This window comes from Brevibacillus sp. NSP2.1 (assembly GCF_000470975.2).
Classification (GTDB): domain Bacteria; phylum Bacillota; class Bacilli; order Brevibacillales; family Brevibacillaceae; genus Brevibacillus; species Brevibacillus agri.
In genome coordinates this window covers 5,250,578-5,269,292 of record NZ_CP048274.1, presented here as the reverse complement: position 1 = coordinate 5,269,292, position 18,715 = coordinate 5,250,578, and the positions used below count along the sequence as shown (strand labels likewise).

The following is an 18,715-nucleotide window of genomic DNA, read 5'->3' as shown; positions in this document are numbered from 1 at the left end:
GGGTTCCCAAAATCATGCACGATGATGTTAGGAGGAAAGAGTTTGAGCGACGTTAAGATTTTCGCGATGGGCGGCCTCGGCGAGATCGGAAAAAATATGTATTGCGTCGAGTATGAGGACGAAATTATCATCATTGACTGCGGGGTGAAGTTCCCCGAGAATGAAATGTTCGGTATTGATCTGGTCATCCCCGATATTTCCTATTTGGTGGACAACCAGCACAAGATTAAAGCACTTTTGTTAACGCACGGACATGAGGATCACATCGGAGCGATTCCTTATATTTTCAAGCAAATTAACGTGCCGATCTACGGTGGTCGTCTGACCCTGGGCTTGGTCAAGGCGAAGCTGGAAGAGCATCGCATGCAAAATGACGTGAAGATGATTCCGATCTCAGAAGATACGGAAATCCCCTTCAACCGCCTGAAAGCGTCCTTTTTCCGCACGAATCACAGCATTCCGGATTCGTTCGGGGTTGTGATTCATACGCCGGAAGGGATGGTCATTCATACAGGTGACTTCAAATTCGATATGACGCCAGTCGGACAGACGACCGAGTACGGCAAGATTGCGAAAATCGGGGCGAGCGGCGACGTTTTGGCGCTGCTCTCTGACAGTACGAACAGCGAGCGCTACGGCTTCACCATGTCGGAGCGCACCGTTGGCGAAGGGATTCTCGACGTGGTGCGCAAAGCGCGCGGGCGGATCATCCTGGCGACATTCGCGTCCAACGTGCATCGCCTGCAGCAAGTAGTAGACGCTGCCGAGCAGTGCAATCGCAAAGTAGCGGTGATAGGCCGCAGCATGGAAAAAGTGTTCCTGATCGGACAAGAACTGGGCTACATCCAGATGCCGGAGGGCATGCTGATTGATATCAAGCACATTGACAACTACGCCGACAATCAGGTGCTGATTATTTGCACCGGAAGCCAAGGCGAGCCGATGGCGGCATTGACCCGAATCGCTTCCGGATCGCACCGGACCGTGTCGATCTACCCGGAGGATACCGTCATTATCTCGGCTTCCCCGATTCCAGGCAACACGATCAATGTCAGCAGGACGATTGACAAGCTGTACCGCGCGGGCGCGAACGTCGTGCTCAGCCACGTGTTTGACATTCACGCGTCCGGTCACGGCAGCAGCGAGGAGTTGAAGCTCATGCTCAACTTCATTCGTCCCAAGTACTTTATCCCGATTCACGGGGAGTACCGGATGTTGAAGACGCACGCGAAGCTGGCGCAGCAGGTAGGAATTGAGGAGAGCAACATTTTCCTCATGGACAACGGCGAGGTGCTGAACTGCAACCGCGAAAAGGCATGGCTCAGCAAAGTTCACGCCGGCATCGTCCTGATCGACGGCAGCGGCATCGGCGACGTGGGCAACATCGTCCTGCGCGACCGCAAGCATTTGGCAGAGGATGGCCTGATGGTCGTGGTCGTCAGCCTCGATATGAAAAACTTCAAGATTCTCACCGGACCTGACATTGTCAGCCGCGGCTTTGTGTACGTGCGCGGTTCGGAATCGCTCATCCAGGAAGCGACGCTGTTGGTTCGCCAGCGCCTCCAGGAAGCGTTGGACAAGAAGATCAAGGAATGGTCGGAGTTGAAGTCCCAGATCAACGAAGTCATCAAGCCGTTTATTTACGAAAAGACGGGCCGCAATCCGATGATTCTCACCATTTTGATGGAAGTGTAGGACTGGAGCACTTCTTCGTTCTCCCGGGGACGCGATCGGGTTATAATAATACGTAAATGGATACGTGATACAAAGGAGAGGTTGCCCCATGATGTCTTATGAAGCATATATGAGCCAAGTAATTCAACCGATGCGCGACGAACTGACGCGCAACGGATTTGTAGAGCTGCGCACAGCAGAAGAGGTTGAGCAGACGCTGCCAAACGCAAAAGGTCTGACGCTGGTAGTCGTAAACTCGGTTTGCGGCTGCGCGGCAGGGCTGGCTCGTCCGGCAGTGGTTCATTCCTTGAACCATTCCACCAAGCCAGACAACATTTACACTGTATTTGCAGGACAAGACAAGGAAGCGACAGCGAAAGCCCGCGAGTACTTTGAAGGCTACGCGCCATCTTCCCCGTCTTTTGCGATCATGAAGGACGGCAAAATCATGACGATGATCGAGCGTCATCAGATTGAGAACAACGACCTGCAAACGATCTCCAACCTGTTGACTACCGCTTACGACACGTACAAATAAGCTAGCATGGCCATGACAAGACGCTCGCGAACGGGCGTCTTGTTTCACATCCCGATGAACCTGAAAGGAGCTGCCCGCAGCATGCAGACCCGATCGTTTGGACGAGATCCGCATCAAGTCTCTTTGCTCGGCTTCGGCGCCCAGCGAATTGTGGACGAGCACGATTGCACCGAGGAGCAGGCAATCGCCATCATTCGGCGCGCCGTAGAAGCAGGAGTCAATTACTTTGATACAGCCCCTACATACAGCGCTGGACAGTCGGAGACACGGGTAGGACTGGGGCTTGCAGGCTTGCGCGACCGCGTGTGGATCGCGACGAAGACGGGAGGACGCACGCGCGACCTGGCCCTGAAAGATTTGGAGGGCAGCTTGAAGCGGCTGCAGACCGATTACGTCGACGAGTGGCGGATGCACAACATCATGCAGCCGCACGATCTGGAGGCGATTTTTGCAAAAGGAGGCGCGCTGGAAGCGATGCTGGAAGCGCGAGAGCAAGGCTTGATCCGCAAAATCAGCATCAGCGGGCACACAGACCCGCGCCTGCTGGCAGAAGCGATTCGCCGCTTTCCTTTTGACAGCGCCCTCGTCGCTTTGTCTGCTCTCGATCATTTCATCTACAGCTTTGCGCACGATTTCGTTCCGCAAGCGGTGGAAAAAGGCGTCGCGGTCATCGGCATGAAAGTGATGGGGCTGGGCAAGCTGGCTCCGTGGACAGAGCAAGCGCTGCGCTATACGTGGAGTCTCCCCGTTTCGACGGCGATCCTCGGCGTGAGCAGAATGGACGAGCTGGAAGCGGACTTGGCCGCGGCCAACGCCTTCGTGCCGATGACGGACATCGAACGCGTGGAGCTGTTTCAACAGATCATGCCGCTGGTGCGCCCGGACGTGCTGCGCTGGAAGGCGCGCGAATGGATGGCTGGCGAATGGTATCAGTTGCCGGAGCTGTCTTTTTGACAAAAGCGAAAGTCTCTTCTGATTTTCTGGAAGGGGCTTTCTTTTTGTTTTTTAGAGCGTGGCTGGAAACAAGCTGGTGGTGATAACCGGAGCTAGGCGAGGATTGGGCAGGTCGATGGCAGAGCGATTTCACGAAGCAGGCTGGAGCGTGGCAGGCTGTGGCCGTTCGGCCGTGGCGCTCGATCCGGGCGGCAGTATTGACACCTCCATGCTGCGTTCCTGCTCGCCGCAGGAAGTGGCAATGACCCCGGCCAGCGAGGTGCCGATGGCCATTCCCAGGTTGTTCGCGACATATACGATGTTGAACAGCTCTCGGCGCTGCTCTTTCCAGCGAAAGCCGATGAACGCCTGAATCGCCGGGAACGACAGGTTGAAGGTAAAGCCAAGCCCGGTCATCAGCGCGATGTAAACAGGCCAGCTATTCGTGAGCGGAATCGACAACTGGATGAGTCCTTGAACCAGCAAGGCCCCGACAATCAGCCGTTTGGCGCCCAGGCGGTGAAAAAGCGTCCCGCCGACGAACTGCCCCACAATTCCTGCCAGCGATTAAACCATCAGCACAAAGCCTGCCTCGGTCATGGAGCGTTGCAAAATCGTATGTACGTACAAAGTGGTAAGCGGCAACATGAAAGCGCTGCCGGAAGAGTTGATGAAGCTCGCAACCAGGAAGAACAGGGCTACTCGCGGATACCGCTGCAAAAAGGAAGTGGGAGAAATCACGGCCGGTCACCCCTTTGGGATTGTGTTGCTTGTAGTATAACGAATATTTTAAACATTGCAAACATAAAAATATAAAAAGTGAAAAGCACCCAAATAAAGGCTGCTCCACATCCTATAGATTCGAGTATACTAAACAAGTGGTGAGATGAGTTCATGTGATACAGAGAATAAAAGGTGGAGTAGTTCTTTATGCGAATGTGGAAACGGGTGTTGCTCCTGATGTTTGTCGCGATTGCCGCGACAGCAGGTTATTACGGATACTCTTTTTATCAGTTTGCTCACAATATTCAAGAGCCGAATGTCATTCGGCCAGCCCCGCCGGATGGCGGTGCCGCGACGAAAGCGGCGGAGATTCCGGAATGGGATGGCGAAGAGCGGGTGAACATCCTGTTGATGGGGGTGGACCGCAGGGGAATGAAAAATAACGGGCTCCCCCGTTCGGACTCGATGATGCTCGTCAGTATCGACCCGGCCTCCAAGCGCTACGACGTATTTTCCATTTTGCGCGACACGTACGTAGACATTCCGGGGAACGGCAGCTCGCGCATCAACTCGGCGATCGTGGAGGGCGGACCGGAACTGGCGATGAAGACCGTCAGCCAGTTTACAGGGCTTCCGGTGGACCGCTACGTCATCACCGACTTTGAAGGCTTCAAGGCTTTGATTGACTCTGTCGGTGGTGTCGAGATTGATGTGGAAAAAAATATGTACTATCACGACCCGACCGATAAAGGCATCTACGACATCAATTTGAAAAAGGGACTGCAGCAACTGGATGGCAACAAGGCTCTGCAATACGTTCGTTTTCGCCATGACGCCACATCGGACTACACGCGCACAGAGCGTCAGCGCAAGCTGCTGACGGCTGTGGTGAGCCAGATGAAGAGCGGCACGACCTTGATTCAATTGCCGTCCATCCTGAAAGAAGTGACGCCGTATATCCAGACGAATATCAGTTCCATGGATATGCTGAGGCTGTCTGCGCTTGGGCTGAAATTAAACACCGCGGAGCCAGGCAACTACCAATTGCCGCCAATGGGGATGTTCCGCGAATCCCATCGGGCAGGCGCGGTGCTCATTCCGGATGTCGACCAGATCCAGTCTTTTATCAAGGAAAAGCTGGAACCGCCAGCAGAAGAAGCGGTTTCGCAAACGAATAGCACGACCGATAGCAACGAAAACAGCACGCCAAATTGAGCGTGCTGTTTTTTTGTGTTTTCGGGCAGACTAACCATGATTTGCTATGTATGGGGGTGAGGGGAATGGACCAGGAGATTGCGCGTAAATGGTTTTCCCATACAGGGGACTTGCGAACGGAACATATCGACGAGCCGGACGGCCGCATGCGGCTGTATTTTTTGACCAGCATGGCGGATGCCAAGTCGTTTACAGCGAGCTCATCCCGAAGCTGAGAGAAATTTGTCTGGCTGAGGCAAGCATAGGGGAAGTGGAGCGGCAGCTCGGGGGAGCCGGGAGCAATCGGGTCTATCACACCCAGGAGGCGATTCAGCGCCTGCTCGAAGGCTATCGCCCAAGGAAGCGTTTCTCATCAAGCTCGTGCACGGGAAATTCCGGATTGGCAGCTACGACACGTCCGTCCCGGCGCAAATTTTCGGGAAGACCGACAAGAACCGCGGCAATCCCAAGGATATGGTGCACCTTGCTTTTGACACGATTTCCAGCAACGCCCGAATCAAGCTGGAGCAAGTATCGCCGCCGGTGTTCGATATTCGCATACGCTTGAAGGCGAGAATCCTTGAGAAAGCGACGTTTCATTTTCACGTCAATGCCACCATCATTCGCAACGGAGTAATGGATTAAAAAAGTTTTTCCTGTGATTGCTATTGACGGGATATTTTCAAAAAGGATATAATCCGGTTTGTATCATGAAAATATGAAAAACGAACATAATATACGTGGAAATCTTTCTTATCAAGAGAGGCGGAGGGACAGGCCCGATGAAGCCCGGCAACCGGTTCATTTTTTGAAATGGACGTCGCGGTGCCAATTCCTACAAGATTGGTTGGATCTTGATAGATGAGAAGGGTGGATGCGAACGTATACATGCGTTGCAGCCCCTTTTTCGTTTATGAAAAAGGGGTTTTTACGTTTTTCACAAGGATTTTGCTGGGAGGTGGATGCGTTGATTCAATTGAAAAATTTGCATAAAAGCTATCAAGTGCAGGGCAAGACGATTCCGGCGTTGCTCGGGATTGATCTTTCTATAGATAAAGGGGAAATTTACGGGATTATCGGCCATTCCGGGGCGGGGAAAAGTACCTTGATCCGCTGCATCAACCTGCTGGAGCGCCCTACGTCGGGACAAGTCATCGTCGATGGGGTCGACCTGACCAAGCTCGACGACGTCAAGCTGCAGGAAAAGCGCCGCGAGATCGGGATGATTTTCCAGCACTTCAACCTGCTGTCCTCGTCCACCGTCGGGGAAAATGTCGCGTTTCCGCTCAAGCTGGCCAAGCGTCCGAAGGCGGAGATTCAGAAAAAAGTGGACGATCTGCTCAAGCTGGTAGGGCTGGAAGCGCACCGGGACAAATACCCGTCCCAGTTGTCCGGCGGCCAGAAGCAGCGCGTCGGCATCGCACGGGCGCTGGCAAACGATCCGAAAGTGCTGCTGTGTGACGAAGCGACCTCGGCGCTCGATCCGCAGACGACCAACTCGATTTTGGCGCTGCTTTTGGACATCAACCGCAAGCTGGGATTGACCATCGTGCTGATTACGCACGAGATGCACGTCATCCGCTCCATTTGCGACCGCGTAGGCGTGATCGACGGCGGAAAAATCGTCGAGTCGGGCGAGGTGCTGGACGTGTTTCTCAAGCCGCAGCATCCGACTACGCAGGAATTTGTCGAGCAGGTGGCAGATTCCACCGAGCTGCGCGAAGCTGTCGCGCACGAAAAAGCAGCGGGGAACCGCACGATTGCGCGCGTCACCTTCCTGGGAGAAAAGACGTACCAGCCGATTTTGTTCCAGACGATGCAGGAGACAGGCACAGTATTCAGCATTTTGCAGGGAACGATTTCCCGCATGAAGGATACGCCGTACGGCCAACTGGTCGTCGAACTGGAAGGCGATGTCCGTCAAAACGAAAAAACCATCGAGACGTTGCGTCAGCGTGGTTTGGAAGTAGAGGTGATATAGATGGACTGGACAATGGAAAATGTGGATTGGTCGGAGATCGCTGAGGGTACACTAGACACACTGACGATGCTGGGTTTCTCCACGTTGTTTACGATCCTGATCGGCTTGCCGCTGGGAATCATTTTATTCCTTACTTCACGTGGACAGTTGCTGCAAAACAAGGCGTTTTACTCGGTTGCTTCATTCATCGTCAACGTATTGCGTTCCGTGCCGTTCATCATTCTGATGATCTTGCTGATTCCGGTCACGAAACTGATCGTCGGCACTTCGCTCGGCGTACTCGGAGCGATTCCGCCGCTCGTGATCGGGGCCGCCCCGTTTTTTGCGCGGCTGGTGGAAACCTCTCTGCGCGAGGTAGATCGCGGAGTCATTGAGGCCGCCCAGTCGATGGGGGCGTCCAATTGGCAAATCATCTGGAACGTCCTGCTGCCAGAGTCTCGTCCGGGACTGGTGGCCGGAATTACGATTACGACCGTTGCGCTCGTGTCCTACACGGCCATGTCCGGGGTAATCGGCGGCGGCGGTCTGGGCGACTTGGCTATCCGTTACGGTTATCAGCGCTTCCAGACCGATGTCATGATTGTCACTGTCGTCATTTTGCTCGTGTTGGTGCAGATCTTACAGTCGCTGGGTGATCGCCTGGTATTGCGTTTCAGCCGCAAGTAAGGTCTTTCCCATAGAAGTTTGCAAGTACAAAGATCAAAAAAAGTAGGGGGAAATCATTTATGAAAAAGCTAGTCGTATCTGTACTTTCTACCGTATTGGCATTTTCTTTGGCAGCGTGCGGAGGCAAAACGGAGACTGCTCCAGCTCCAGCCGAAGGCGGCGCACAAGGCGGACAACAAGAAGTGACATTGAAAGTAGGCGCTTCTCCGGTTCCACACGCAGCAATCCTGAAGCACATCGCACCAAAACTGAAAGAACAAGGCGTAAACCTGGAAGTACAAGAGTTCACCGACTACGTACAACCAAACGTACAGCTCAACGAAAAACAACTCGACGCAAACTTCTTCCAGCACAAGCCTTACCTGGAAGACTTCAATAAAGGACAAAACATGGATCTGCAACCTGTAGTTGCGGTTCACATCGAGCCATTTGGCGCTTACAGCAAAAAAGTGAAATCGGTTGACGAACTGGCGGAAGGCGCAACTATCGCGCTGCCAAACGACCCGACCAATAGCGGCCGCGCCCTCGCTCTCCTGGAGAAAAACGGCGTCATCAAGCTCAAAGAAGGCGCTGGCATCAGCGGAACTGTGAAAGACATTGTGGAAAACAAGAAAAACCTGAAGTTCAAAGAGGTTGAAGCAGCGATGCTGCCGCGCGTTCTGGAAGAAGTGGACCTGGCGCTGATTAACACCAACTACGCGCTCGAAGCGAAGCTCGTGCCAACCAAAGACGCTCTGTTCATCGAAGACAAGGAATCTCCATATGCGAACTTCCTGGTAGCTCGTCCTGACAACAAAGACTCCGAAGCCATCCAAAAGCTGGCGAAGGAATTGAACTCCCCTGAAGTGAAAAAATTCATTGAAGACGAATACAAAGGTTCCATCATTCCGGCATTCTAAGGAAAAGTAATTGATGGATCAACAAATAAACCCAATTGGCCCTTTAAGGCTGTTGGGTTTATTTCTGTTTACAAAAGAATAAATATTCATAAAATTTAATTAAATATCACCGAACCCCATTTTCAAGAAATCTGTCGTCGAGTATATTGTGGTGGCGATAGAAAAAATTTGATAAGGGGGAAAATTCTGATGAAGGGAACATTCAAAATGTTTGTCGGCCTGACATTGGTGGTCGGAAGTCTTTTGGCAGGCTGTGGAGGCAGTCCGACTTCGACTGCACCTGCTGCTGCTCCTGCGGGTGAGGCTTCGTCTGGCGCGCCTGCCAGCACAAAGCCGCAAGTGTTTCGGGCCAATCTGACCAGCGAGCCATCGACGGCAGACCCTGGGCTCGCCAAGGACACTACCTCAGGGGCGATCGTCCGTGCCACTTTTGACGGCTTGACCAGGCTGGACAAAGACGCGAAGCCGATGAACTCGGTTGCGTCTGATGTGAAAATATCCGACGACAAACGGGTGTACACGTTCACGATTCGCGACTCCAAGTGGAGCAACGGCGATCCGGTGACGGCGCACGACTTTGAATTTGCCTGGAAACGCGTCCTCGATCCAAAGCTGGGAGCCGAGTATGCGTATCAGCTCTACTACATCAAAAATGCGGAAAAAGTACACACAGGCAAGGCGCAAGCAGACGAGCTGGGGGTAAAAGCTCTGGATGACAAGACGCTGGAAGTAACATTGGAAAACCCGACACCGTTCTTCCTGGAACTGACGGCATTTTACACGTATTATCCTGTAGACAAAAAGGTCGTAGAGGCCAATCCGAACTGGGCGAATGAAGCAGCAACACACGTGAGCAACGGGCCATTCAAGATGACGGGCTGGGAGCACAAGAGCAAGATCGTTTTGGAGAAGAACGAAAACTATTGGGACAAAGACGCTGTCAAGCTGGACCGGATCGAGTTTGCCATGATTGAGGATGATAACACAGCGCTGTCCATGTTTGAAAACGGCGAGCTGGACTGGGCGGGTCAACCGCTTGGCGGCCTGCCAACCGATGCGATTCCGTCCCTGAAAGAAGCAGGCAAACTCGTCGTTCATCCAAAGGCGACGATGTATTGGTACAAAATCAATACCACCAAAGGAGTGCTGCAAAACGTAAAAATTCGCAAAGCACTCGCTTATGCGGTTGATCGCCAAAGCATCGTGGACAACATCACACAGGTCGGCCAGGTGCCTACGATGGGGATGCTGCCGCAATCCATGATTATCAAGCCGGAGGGCTACTTCCGCGACAACGACGTGGAGATAGCGAAAAAGCTGCTGGCGGAAGGCATGCAGGAGTTGGGGCTGAGTCAGTTTCCGACCATCACCATGTCGTACAACCCGACAGACCGCCACAAAAAAATCGCCGAAGCCATGCAGGACCAGTGGAAGCGCAACCTTGGCATCGACGTGAAGCTGGCGATCAAGGAATTTAAGGTGCATTTGCAAGATTTGCATGAACTGAATTACGAGATTGGCCGTTTGGGCTGGAATGCCGATTTTAACGATCCGATCAACTACCTGGAGATGTTCCGCGATGCGAAGACGGGAAACAACGACACAGGCTGGGAGAACGCGCGCTACAAGGAGCTGCTGCAACAGTCGGCCATGGAGAGCGATCCGGAGAAGCGCAAGCAGCTTTTTGCGGAAGCCGAGCAAATTTTCATGGATGCCATGCCTGTAATCCCACTGTTTACGGACGTGGATGTCTGGGTGCAGAGTGATAAGGTAAAAGGCGTGCAAGTGGACGGACTGGGCTTTATTGATCTGAAGTGGGCGGAAATGGTCGAGTAACAGGCAAAAACCCCAGAGGCGAAGTGCCGAGGCAGCTCGCTGCTGGGGTTTTCCTTCCTTTTTGCCCGGAATTAATAGCCAAAATCCAACGTTTTTCCGGTTTCTGCATATGTTTTGATGTTGGAGAGAATCATCGGCCAATGGTTGCTCGCGTTGGCGAAGGAAGGGTGATCTTCGGTCCACTGGTCGTTAATCAGCGTCAGCCGCGTGCATCCGCCAACAGGCTCCAATTGGAAAGTTACGCGCGATTGAAGCTCGGCGTGGTTGGCGTGGTACGAAGGGCCGGGATGTTCCAGGAAGCTGAAGGTTTGCTGCGGCTCAAACGCCACAACCTTGCCGTACACATGGACAGTTTCGTCGCCATCATTTCCGGGACCGACATAAGCGAGATCGTCCCCTACCTGAAAAGTAGAGCGAATGACAGAGCCAAAAAACGTATGCTTGACTCCTTCTTCCGAGGTAAGAACGTGCCAGACGTGCTCCGGGGTGGCCCCGATGTAAAAATCGAAACGCAGTTCCATAGCAGTGCCTCCTGTTTCCATTCATTTTCAAATTGTAATCGTTTGCTGTTGCTACTACTCTTAGTATAGGCAGATAATGGAGGGGCGTATTGTAAAAATGCGACAGGAGGCGGCGCTATGGAAAAAAAGCAGGACATGCTGCCAAAAGGTGTGCTGCATGCCATGCTTGGCGGAAAAAAGTTTTCGCTGCAAAGGTATGAACCAGGCGGCGACGTCGGTTACTTCGTCCAGCATTACTGGGTGGTCAGGTGGGATTTGCGCGGGCAAGCTCCTTACTCCCAAACAGTTTTGGGCCACCCCAATGTGAATCTGGTGTTTGAAAAGGGCGCCACAGGCATATTCGGTGTCGCTTTGTCCACGTCCTCGCATTTGCTGGCTGGCCAAGGCCATGTGTTCGGAGTGAAGTTCAAACCAGGCGGCTTTTATCCATTTTGGCAAAAGCCGGTTTCGCAGTTGTACGGCACGGTTACTACGTTGGAAGAAGTGTTTCAGGTGGAGACAGCCCCGCTGGAAGCCGAGATGCTTGCCATGCCGGAAGACGCCCAGATGGTTCGCCGCATCGAAGCGTTTTTGGGCGAGCGTCTGCCGGAGCGCGATCCGAATGTAAAGAGAGTAAGCGAGCTGGTCGGCTTGATTCAGGCAGATCGGACGGTGCTGAAGGTAGAGGATGCGAGCCGACTGTCCGGAATGAGCATCCGGACGATGCAGCGCTTGTTTGACCGCTATGTTGGCGTCAGTCCGAAATCGGTAATCCAGCGCTACCGACTGCACGAAGCGGCGCAGATGATCGACCAGGGAGCCGTCAGCGACTGGCTGGACTTGTCCATCGCGCTCGGCTACTACGACCACTCGCATTTTATCCGCGACTTCCGGGCGATTGTCGGTGTATCGCCGCAAGAATACCGGCAGACCCAAACTTTATAATTGTAAACAAAGTCCCCTGTGACGTCGCTTTTTCGCGATGGGAGGGGGCTTTTTGTTTTGCCTCGGTGAGCGGCGATACTCCTAAGATTTGCATAGTTTTTCTTGTGCGAGGCATACTTCATGTAATGAAGAATGTGAATTTATTTCCCTTAATATAATTTGATCTTTGAATAAAACATAATTAAACTTGCTTAAAATGTCTTCAATATTACTAAAAATGCAGTATATTTGTTGAAGTAGCTTTCCATGGAGTGTTACACATACAAAGGGGGTCAACACTAATGAAAAAAAGCGTATTTGCAGCGATGAGTTCCATCCTGGTTCTGAGTGCGGCGCTGGCTGGCTGTGGCGGCGGCGAGAAAGCAGGAGAGCAAGGAAATTCTGCTGGAAGTGAACAAACTAGCGGTCCAAAAGTTCTGCGCATGAACATGAAGAGTGAGCCGCCGACGGCTGACCCTGGCTTGGCTGAAGATTCCACATCCGGTGCTGTTTTGCGTGCGACTTTTGATGGTTTGACTCGTATCGGTGAAGATGGCAAACCGCATGAATCCGTAGCGGAAAAAATCGACGTTTCTGAAGATGGACTTACTTATACATTCCACCTGCGCGACAGCAAATGGAGCAACGGTGACCCGGTAACAGCGAAAGACTTTGAATACGCGTGGAAGCGAGTGCTCGATCCGAAGCTCGGCTCCACTTATGCTTACCAATTGTACTACCTGAAAAACGCTGAGGAGTACAACACCGGAAAAGCGAAAGCAGAAGATGTGGGCGTGAAAGCAACCGATGACAAAACATTGGTTGTTACGTTGAAAAACCCGACTCCGTTCTTCCTGGAGCTGACTGCTTTCTACACCTACTACCCGGTGAACCAAAAAGTGGTCGAATCCACACAAAACTGGGCGGGTGACGCCAAAACGCACGTAGGTAACGGTCCGTTCAAGATCGAGACTTGGGAGCATAAGAGCAAGCTCATTCTCGCGAAAAACGAAAACTACTGGGATAAAGATGCTGTAAAACTGGACAAGATCGACTTCTCCATGGTAGAGGATGAAAACACCGAGCTGTCCATGTTTGACAACGGCGACCTCGATTGGGCAGGTGCTCCTACAAGCGCACTCCCAACAGATGCAATCCCGGCACTGAAAGAGTCCGGCAAAATGCAAACCCGTGCGATTGCGGGTACGTACCTGTACAAATTCAACACGGAGAAACCGCCGTTCAACAACGCGAAAATCCGTAAAGCGTTCGCTTATGCGATTGACCGCAAAACGATCATCGACAACGTAACGCAAGCGAACCAGGAGCCGGCAATGGGTCTGGTACCTCCAACAATGGCTGTGGCAACTAGCCCGTACTTCAAGGACGGCGACGTGGAAACAGCGAAAAAACTGCTGGAGGAAGGGATGAAGGAAGAAGGCATCACCAAGCTGCCAACTCTGACTCTTTCCTATAATACGTCCGAAGGTCACAAGAAAATCGCGGAAGCTATCCAAGACCAATGGAAAAAAGCGCTCGGCGTAGAAGTGAAGCTGGAAAACAAAGAGTGGAAAGTATTCCTGGACGACCTGCACCAAGGCAAGTTCCAGATCGCTCGCTCTAGCTGGACTGGCGACTACAACGATCCGTACACCTTCCTGGATCTGTTCAAACTGAAAAAAGGCAGCAACAACGATACCAACTGGGAAAATCCCAAGTATCAAGAGCTGCTGAACCAATCCGCGGTGGAAAAAGACCCGGAAAAACGCAAACAAATCCTGGCGCAAGCGGAAGCGCTGCTCATGGACGAAATGCCAGCCGCGCCAATTTACTACTACACGCATTCCTATGTGAAGAGCGACAAAGTACAAGGCGTTGTGCTCGACGGTCTCGGCTTCGTAGACTGGAAATGGGCAGACATTAAATAAGAAAGCCAAGCGAACGATAAGAAGAAGGGCGAATAGCCCTTCTTTTTTTGGCGAAAAATAAAGCGCAAAGGATGGGAGATTCTTCATCTATCAACAAAATGGGGAGGAGAGCTGTTCGCAACTATAAATATTTTTAAAATTCAAACGAGGCGTGGGACAAGCCTCTCACTGACGCTGTCTCATGGTAATCTTGTGTGCAGCAAAGAAAAAGGTGGGGAGGTCCATGGAGAAAACCGCGATAAATCAACATTTTCAAGCTGTCTATACTAACGGGAATCATTTTCCATCGAGTTTTATCAATAAATTATTTTTTATAAATCATTAATCATCTTTATAAATAAATAAAAATTTATTAAATCATTCTAAAACATATTTAAAAATAATATAAAAGCATGTATATTGAAAAAAGATTTAGAAAAGGGGGATTACTTGTATGAAAAAGAATGTTTTCGTAGCAATGAGTTCTATCCTCGTTCTTGGTGCGGCACTCGCAGGATGCGGCGGCGGCAACCAAGCAGCGCCAGCAGATAACAACGCAGCAGGCAATAAAACAGAAACCACTGCACCAGCAGCGGGACCAAAAGTACTGAAATTGAACCTGCACTCCGAGCCGCCAACAGCAGACCCAGGTATCGCGGAAGACACTACTTCCAGCACAATCATCACTGCTACCTTCGAAGGTCTGACTCGCGTAGGCAAAGACAACAAAGTGCATGAAGCAGCAGCAGAAAGCTATACCGTATCTGAAGACGGTAAAAAATATACATTCAAAATTCGCGATGCAAAATGGAGCAACGGCGATCCTGTAACAGCGAAAGACTTCGAATTCGCCTGGAAACGCGCGCTCGATCCGAAAACAGCTTCCAACTACGCTTACCAACTGTACTATGTGAAGGGTGCGGAAGCATTCAACAAAGGTACTGGTAAAGTAGAAGACGTTGGCGTAAAAGCGCTCGACGACAAAACACTGGAAGTGGAACTGACAAACCCAACTCCGTTCTTCCTGGAGCTGGTAGCGTTCAAAACATACTTCCCGGTTCACCAAAAAACAGTTGAAGCCAACGACAAATGGGCTACTGACGCGAAAACAATCGTGGGTAACGGTCCATTCAAAATGGAAACATGGGAACACAAGAGCAAACTGGTTGTCGTGAAAAACGAGAACTACTGGGATAAAGACAACGTAAAACTGGACAAAATCGAGTTCTCCATGGTAGAGGATGAGAACACTGAGCTGTCCATGTTTGAAAACGGCGAGCTGGATTGGGCAGGTGCTCCAACTTCCGCATTGCCAACTGACGCGATTCCTGCTCTGAAAGAGTCTGGAAAAATGACAACCCAACCAATCGCGGGTACTTACTTCTACCGCTTCAACACAGAAAAAGCGCCATTCAACAACGCGAAAATCCGTAAAGCGTTTGCTTACGCGATCGACCGTCAAAGCCTGATCGACAACATCCTGCAGGCAGGTCAGTTGCCAGCAACCGGTTATGTACCACCGAGCATGGCTCTGAACAAAGATGGCTACTTCAAGGACAAAGACCTCGAAACAGCGAAAAAATTGCTGGAAGAAGGTATGAAAGAAGCTGGCATCAGCAAGCTGCCAACTCTGACTCTGTCCTACAACACTTCCGAAGGTCACAAAAAGATCGCAGAAGCAATCCAAGACCAATGGAAGAAAAACCTCGGTGTAGACGTGAAGCTGGAAAACAAAGAGTGGAAAGTATACCTGGATGACGTACACCAAGGTAAATACCAAGTAGCTCGCGCTGGTTGGCTGGGTGACTTCAACGATCCGATCAACTTCCTGGAAATGTTCAAGGAAAAAGACGGCGGAAACAACGATACTCGTTGGGAAAATCCGAAGTACAAAGAGCTGCTGAACCAATCCGCTCTGGAAACAGATCCGGAAAAACGGAAAGCGATCCTGGCTGAAGCTGAGCAAATCCTGATGGATGAAATGCCAGTCATGCCAATCTACTTCTACACGCAATCTTGGGTGAAAAACGACAAGGTTGACGGCGTAATCATCGACGGTCTGGGTGCTGTTGACTACAAATACGCTGACATCAAACAATAATAGAAGCAAAGCAACCGATTTAAGGAAGAGGGGCGTTTTTGACGCTTCTCTTCTTTTTTGTTTGAAAAGCGGGTGTTGATCGGGGCTGAAAATTCTCACCCGAAAAGGGGCGAACCATTTTTTTCCTAGTCGAGTTGCATCAAAACTAACTAAAAGAAAAAACATCCAAAAATCCCTTTTTCTTGTATACTGATGATAGAAGTGTATACAAAAAAACGAGGTGCTTGATCGTGAAAAAGAATGTCGTTGCAGTCGCAGGTGCGATGCTGATTCTCGGCGGGAGCTTGGCAGGGTATGCGGATGCCGGGCAAGCGGCGGAGCCAAAAGCAAAAGTATTAAGAATGAACATGCATTCCAATCCCCCAACCGTAGATCCGGGCATTGCTGAAGATTCAACGTCCGGCACAATAAGCAGGGCAATCTTCGAAGGGTTGACTCGTTTGGGCAAAGACGGAAAAGTACATGTAGCAGCGGCAGAAAGCTATACCGTTTCGGCTGACGGCAAAACTTATACGTTCAAAATTCGCCCTGCCAAATGGAGCAATGGCGATCCGGTCACCGCCTATGACTTCGAATACGCCTGGAAACGTGCGCTAAGCCCCAGGACAGCATCGAATTACGCCTACCAGCTCTACTATTTAAAAGGAGCGGAAGCGTATAACAAGGGAACCGGGACGGCGAGTGACGTTGGTGTCAAAGCCGTCGACGCCAAAACATTGGTTGTGGAACTGACGAATCCGACCCCGTTTTTCACGGAGTTGACGGCTTTTTACACCTATTATCCTGTTAACAAAAAAGTCGTGGAAGCCGACAAGGAATGGGCAAGCAATCCCAAGACGATAGTAGGGAACGGTCCGTTTCAAATCGAGACATGGAAGCCCAAGCACCAGCTCGTTCTGACGAAAAACCAGAACTACTGGGACAAACAAAATGTAAAATTGGACAAGATTGATTTTTCTATGATTGATGACGGGTATATAGAGCTGGAGATGTTTCGCAACGGCGATCTGGATTGGGCAGGCGCCCCTTTGTCTGAAGTCCCCATGGATTTCGAGCTTTCCTGGAAGTCGCCTGCGCTGTTTCATACGCAAGCGATCGCGGGCACTTACTTCTACCGCTTCAACACAGAGCAAGCGCCTTTTCACAATGCCAAAATCCGCAAAGCTTTTGCTTATGCACTGGATCGTCAAGCTTTGGTGGAGACCATGTTGGCCAACCACCTTCCCGCGACAGGTTTTGTGCCGCCGAGCATGGCTGTTGCATCTGGTGGCTACTTTACAGACAATCACACAGAAGAGGCCAAAAAGCTGCTTCAGGAGGGCATGAAGGAAGCGGGAATCGCAAAACTTCCTCCCATCACCGTCTCCTATAACACGTCGATGGGCCATAAAGCGATTGCTGAAGAAATCAGGGACCAGTGGAAGAAAAAGCTCGGGGTAGACGTGAAGCTGGAAAACAAAGAGTGGAAAGTATACATAGAGGACGTACACCAGGGGAAATACCAGATTGCGCGTGCGGGTTGGCTAGCCGACTTCAACGATCCGATCAACTTTTTGGAAATGTTCAAGGACAAAAACGGCGGAAACAACGACACGGGCTGGGAACACCCCAAATACAAAGAGCTCTTGAACCAATCCGCTTTGGAGCAGGACCCGGAAAAACGGAAGGCGATTTTGGCCAAGGCCGAGCAAATTTTAATGGACGAAATGCCGATTATGCCGATCTACTACTATGCCCAGAGCTGGCTGCAAAGCGAGAAAGTCGACGGCGCGATTTTGGACGGGCTCGGCATGATCGACTTCAAGTACGTCGATATCAAGCCTTAATCTTATATAGAGGAAATGATTCAAAGAAGAGGGGTGCCGCTGCCCTTCTTCTTTTTTTCTCCCGCATGGACAAATGACCAATCCATTGTGCTCCTGGCTACATAGAGTAAAAAGGAACAAACTGCAACCAGGGGGGATCGCTGTGGATATTGGCAAACTGCTCAGTATTGTAAGGTCAATTCCCAAGGATAAGCTGAAGACGGATGCAGGCTTGAAGGAAGTCATCCGCGATTTGGGCAAAAAAGCCGGTAAAAACTTCACGGATAAGGAACTGAACGGATATGTGGCGCAGTTTCGGCATATGTCCAAGACAGAAAACGTCGGCAGCCTGCTGAACAAGCTTTCCAAAAAAGGCGTCAACGCCAAAGACATCGACAGCCTGAAAAAGCGCTTTAAATAAAGGGGGGCTTACCAGGAGGGAGGTGGGATTATCGCTGCCAAAACGAGAAAGAAAAAGAAACAGGCCGGTGCCCAGGGGCAACTGATAGAGACGATGAACAAGCTGGCGGATGCGCACAATGTGAGCAATGCTCAGGTGATGCGCGAGATGAGCCAGATGAAGCAAGAACTGCAGGACATGAAGGATACGCTCGGAAGGCTGAAGGCCGCTCCCAATCAGGGGCCGCGGCGCAGCATTCTGTTTGGACCGCGCCGGCGTCCGATTCCCGTGCAGTCCGTCCCTGAGAAAGCAAAGCCTGCGATTTCCATTGAGGATTTGCTGCCATTGCTGCCGCATTTGAGCGGGGCTATCCCGCAACTGAAAAATCCGAAGGTGGCCGATTCCATCAAAGTGCTGTCCAATCCGGCCGTCCTGTCCATGATTCAACAGTTTATCGCCAACGGCGGCTTGAACATGCTGAAAGCGCCTGTAGAAGAAGTGAGCAGACGAGAACGGCGCGGGTTGTTTCGCTAATCGACAACTTTCTTGGTTTTCTGGACTGCTTCTTTGTCAAAAAGGAGCAGTCTTTTGTCTTTTTGGTACGAAAAGACTATAAACTTTACAGATGTTGACG

19 protein-coding genes and 1 riboswitch are annotated in these 18,715 nt (G+C 51.2%); of the genes, 16 read left to right on the top strand and 3 right to left on the bottom strand.

The genetic code is table 11. The features are described 5' to 3' along the window. Positions 1 to 24: 24 nt before the first annotated feature. From rnjA to M655_RS25920, 3 genes are all read left to right on the top strand, one after another. Positions 25 to 1,695, top strand: a complete 1,671-nt coding sequence (gene rnjA / locus M655_RS25930) for a ribonuclease J1 (RefSeq protein ID WP_035316672.1) — start codon at positions 25 to 27, stop codon at positions 1,693 to 1,695. 88 nt (positions 1,696 to 1,783) lie between these two features. Then, on the top strand, positions 1,784 to 2,212 hold the full coding sequence (locus M655_RS25925) for a BrxA/BrxB family bacilliredoxin (protein WP_005835537.1): 429 nt from the start codon (positions 1,784 to 1,786) through the stop codon (positions 2,210 to 2,212). An 81-nt stretch (positions 2,213 to 2,293) separates the two neighbouring features. After that, complete coding sequence (locus M655_RS25920) at positions 2,294 to 3,166, top strand: aldo/keto reductase (protein ID WP_007776867.1); 873 nt, start codon at positions 2,294 to 2,296, stop codon at positions 3,164 to 3,166. A gap of 129 nt (positions 3,167 to 3,295) precedes the next feature. Here the strand turns inward: M655_RS25920 and M655_RS25910 are convergent, their stop codons facing one another. After that, a complete protein-coding gene (locus M655_RS25910; protein WP_026558274.1) occupies positions 3,296 to 3,697 on the bottom strand; it encodes an MFS transporter in 402 nt (133 codons plus the stop codon). Positions 3,698 to 3,712: 15 nt separating this feature from the next. Beyond that, a complete protein-coding gene (locus M655_RS25905) occupies positions 3,713 to 3,886 on the bottom strand; it encodes a hypothetical protein (protein WP_286085932.1) in 174 nt (57 codons plus the stop codon). 189 nt (positions 3,887 to 4,075) lie between these two features. Here M655_RS25905 and M655_RS25900 point away from each other — a divergent pair, with 189 nt between their 5' ends. The 7 genes from M655_RS25900 to M655_RS25870 all read left to right on the top strand — a co-directional run bounded on the left by M655_RS25900 (position 4,076) and on the right by M655_RS25870 (position 10,444). Further along, positions 4,076 to 5,083 carry an LCP family protein gene (locus tag M655_RS25900; RefSeq protein WP_005835535.1) on the top strand — a complete coding sequence of 336 codons (1,008 nt, stop codon included), beginning with the start codon at positions 4,076 to 4,078 and terminating at the stop codon, positions 5,081 to 5,083. Positions 5,084 to 5,148: 65 nt separating this feature from the next. After that, positions 5,149 to 5,298 carry a hypothetical protein gene (locus M655_RS25895; RefSeq protein ID WP_005835534.1) on the top strand — a complete coding sequence of 50 codons (150 nt, stop codon included), beginning with the start codon at positions 5,149 to 5,151 and terminating at the stop codon, positions 5,296 to 5,298. A 145-nt stretch (positions 5,299 to 5,443) separates the two neighbouring features. After that, entirely contained in the window at positions 5,444 to 5,707 is a 264-nt protein-coding gene (locus M655_RS25890) for a hypothetical protein (protein WP_025845724.1), read from the top strand. A 105-nt stretch (positions 5,708 to 5,812) separates the two neighbouring features. After that, positions 5,813 to 5,930: riboswitch (SAM riboswitch) on the top strand. A gap of 99 nt (positions 5,931 to 6,029) precedes the next feature. Continuing rightward, positions 6,030 to 7,043 (top strand): methionine ABC transporter ATP-binding protein, encoded by a 1,014-nt coding sequence (locus tag M655_RS25885; protein WP_005835532.1) that lies wholly within the window; start codon positions 6,030 to 6,032, stop codon positions 7,041 to 7,043. After that, complete coding sequence (locus tag M655_RS25880; protein WP_005835531.1) at positions 7,044 to 7,709, top strand: methionine ABC transporter permease; 666 nt, start codon at positions 7,044 to 7,046, stop codon at positions 7,707 to 7,709. It begins immediately after the preceding gene. 59 nt (positions 7,710 to 7,768) lie between these two features. Continuing rightward, positions 7,769 to 8,608, top strand: coding sequence for a MetQ/NlpA family ABC transporter substrate-binding protein (locus M655_RS25875; protein ID WP_005835530.1), 840 nt, complete (start codon positions 7,769 to 7,771; stop codon positions 8,606 to 8,608). 189 nt (positions 8,609 to 8,797) lie between these two features. Then, positions 8,798 to 10,444, top strand: a complete 1,647-nt coding sequence (locus M655_RS25870; RefSeq protein WP_026558273.1) for a peptide ABC transporter substrate-binding protein — start codon at positions 8,798 to 8,800, stop codon at positions 10,442 to 10,444. A gap of 71 nt (positions 10,445 to 10,515) precedes the next feature. Here the strand turns inward: M655_RS25870 and M655_RS25865 are convergent, their stop codons facing one another. Beyond that, positions 10,516 to 10,965 (bottom strand): SRPBCC family protein, encoded by a 450-nt coding sequence (locus tag M655_RS25865; RefSeq protein ID WP_026558272.1) that lies wholly within the window; start codon positions 10,963 to 10,965, stop codon positions 10,516 to 10,518. 117 nt (positions 10,966 to 11,082) lie between these two features. On the opposite strand from M655_RS25865, the gene M655_RS25860 reads away from it, so the two are divergent. From M655_RS25860 to M655_RS25835, 6 genes are all read left to right on the top strand, one after another. Continuing rightward, positions 11,083 to 11,889: a helix-turn-helix domain-containing protein gene (locus M655_RS25860; protein ID WP_005835527.1), complete on the top strand. Its 807-nt coding sequence runs from the start codon at positions 11,083 to 11,085 to the stop codon at positions 11,887 to 11,889. Positions 11,890 to 12,170: 281 nt separating this feature from the next. Then, positions 12,171 to 13,796, top strand: a complete 1,626-nt coding sequence (locus M655_RS25855; RefSeq protein WP_026558271.1) for a peptide ABC transporter substrate-binding protein — start codon at positions 12,171 to 12,173, stop codon at positions 13,794 to 13,796. A gap of 433 nt (positions 13,797 to 14,229) precedes the next feature. Beyond that, positions 14,230 to 15,876, top strand: a complete 1,647-nt coding sequence (locus M655_RS25850) for a peptide ABC transporter substrate-binding protein (protein WP_005835494.1) — start codon at positions 14,230 to 14,232, stop codon at positions 15,874 to 15,876. Positions 15,877 to 16,106: 230 nt separating this feature from the next. Continuing rightward, a complete protein-coding gene (locus tag M655_RS25845; protein ID WP_005835492.1) occupies positions 16,107 to 17,702 on the top strand; it encodes a peptide ABC transporter substrate-binding protein in 1,596 nt (531 codons plus the stop codon). A 142-nt stretch (positions 17,703 to 17,844) separates the two neighbouring features. After that, positions 17,845 to 18,102, top strand: a complete 258-nt coding sequence (locus M655_RS25840) for a hypothetical protein (protein WP_005835490.1) — start codon at positions 17,845 to 17,847, stop codon at positions 18,100 to 18,102. Positions 18,103 to 18,195: 93 nt separating this feature from the next. Further along, positions 18,196 to 18,615 (top strand): hypothetical protein, encoded by a 420-nt coding sequence (locus tag M655_RS25835; RefSeq protein WP_005835488.1) that lies wholly within the window; start codon positions 18,196 to 18,198, stop codon positions 18,613 to 18,615. The last annotated feature ends 100 nt before the right edge of the window (positions 18,616 to 18,715 follow it).

What these genes read in the sequence shown, in the direction of transcription:
- rnjA (WP_035316672.1), top strand. Translation starts at nt 25, where the DNA reads ATGTTAGGAGGAAAGAGTTTGAGCGACGTTAAGATTTTCGCGATGGGC.
- M655_RS25925 (WP_005835537.1), top strand. Translation starts at nt 1,784, where the DNA reads ATGATGTCTTATGAAGCATATATGAGCCAAGTAATTCAACCGATGCGC.
- M655_RS25920 (WP_007776867.1), top strand. Translation starts at nt 2,294, where the DNA reads ATGCAGACCCGATCGTTTGGACGAGATCCGCATCAAGTCTCTTTGCTC.
- M655_RS25900 (WP_005835535.1), top strand. Translation starts at nt 4,076, where the DNA reads ATGCGAATGTGGAAACGGGTGTTGCTCCTGATGTTTGTCGCGATTGCC.
- M655_RS25895 (WP_005835534.1), top strand. Translation starts at nt 5,149, where the DNA reads ATGGACCAGGAGATTGCGCGTAAATGGTTTTCCCATACAGGGGACTTG.
- M655_RS25880 (WP_005835531.1), top strand. Translation starts at nt 7,044, where the DNA reads ATGGACTGGACAATGGAAAATGTGGATTGGTCGGAGATCGCTGAGGGT.
- M655_RS25875 (WP_005835530.1), top strand. Translation starts at nt 7,769, where the DNA reads ATGAAAAAGCTAGTCGTATCTGTACTTTCTACCGTATTGGCATTTTCT.
- M655_RS25870 (WP_026558273.1), top strand. Translation starts at nt 8,798, where the DNA reads ATGAAGGGAACATTCAAAATGTTTGTCGGCCTGACATTGGTGGTCGGA.
- M655_RS25865 (WP_026558272.1), bottom strand. Translation starts at nt 10,965, where the DNA reads ATGGAACTGCGTTTCGATTTTTACATCGGGGCCACCCCGGAGCACGTC.
- M655_RS25860 (WP_005835527.1), top strand. Translation starts at nt 11,083, where the DNA reads ATGGAAAAAAAGCAGGACATGCTGCCAAAAGGTGTGCTGCATGCCATG.
- M655_RS25855 (WP_026558271.1), top strand. Translation starts at nt 12,171, where the DNA reads ATGAAAAAAAGCGTATTTGCAGCGATGAGTTCCATCCTGGTTCTGAGT.
- M655_RS25850 (WP_005835494.1), top strand. Translation starts at nt 14,230, where the DNA reads ATGAAAAAGAATGTTTTCGTAGCAATGAGTTCTATCCTCGTTCTTGGT.
- M655_RS25835 (WP_005835488.1), top strand. Translation starts at nt 18,196, where the DNA reads ATGAACAAGCTGGCGGATGCGCACAATGTGAGCAATGCTCAGGTGATG.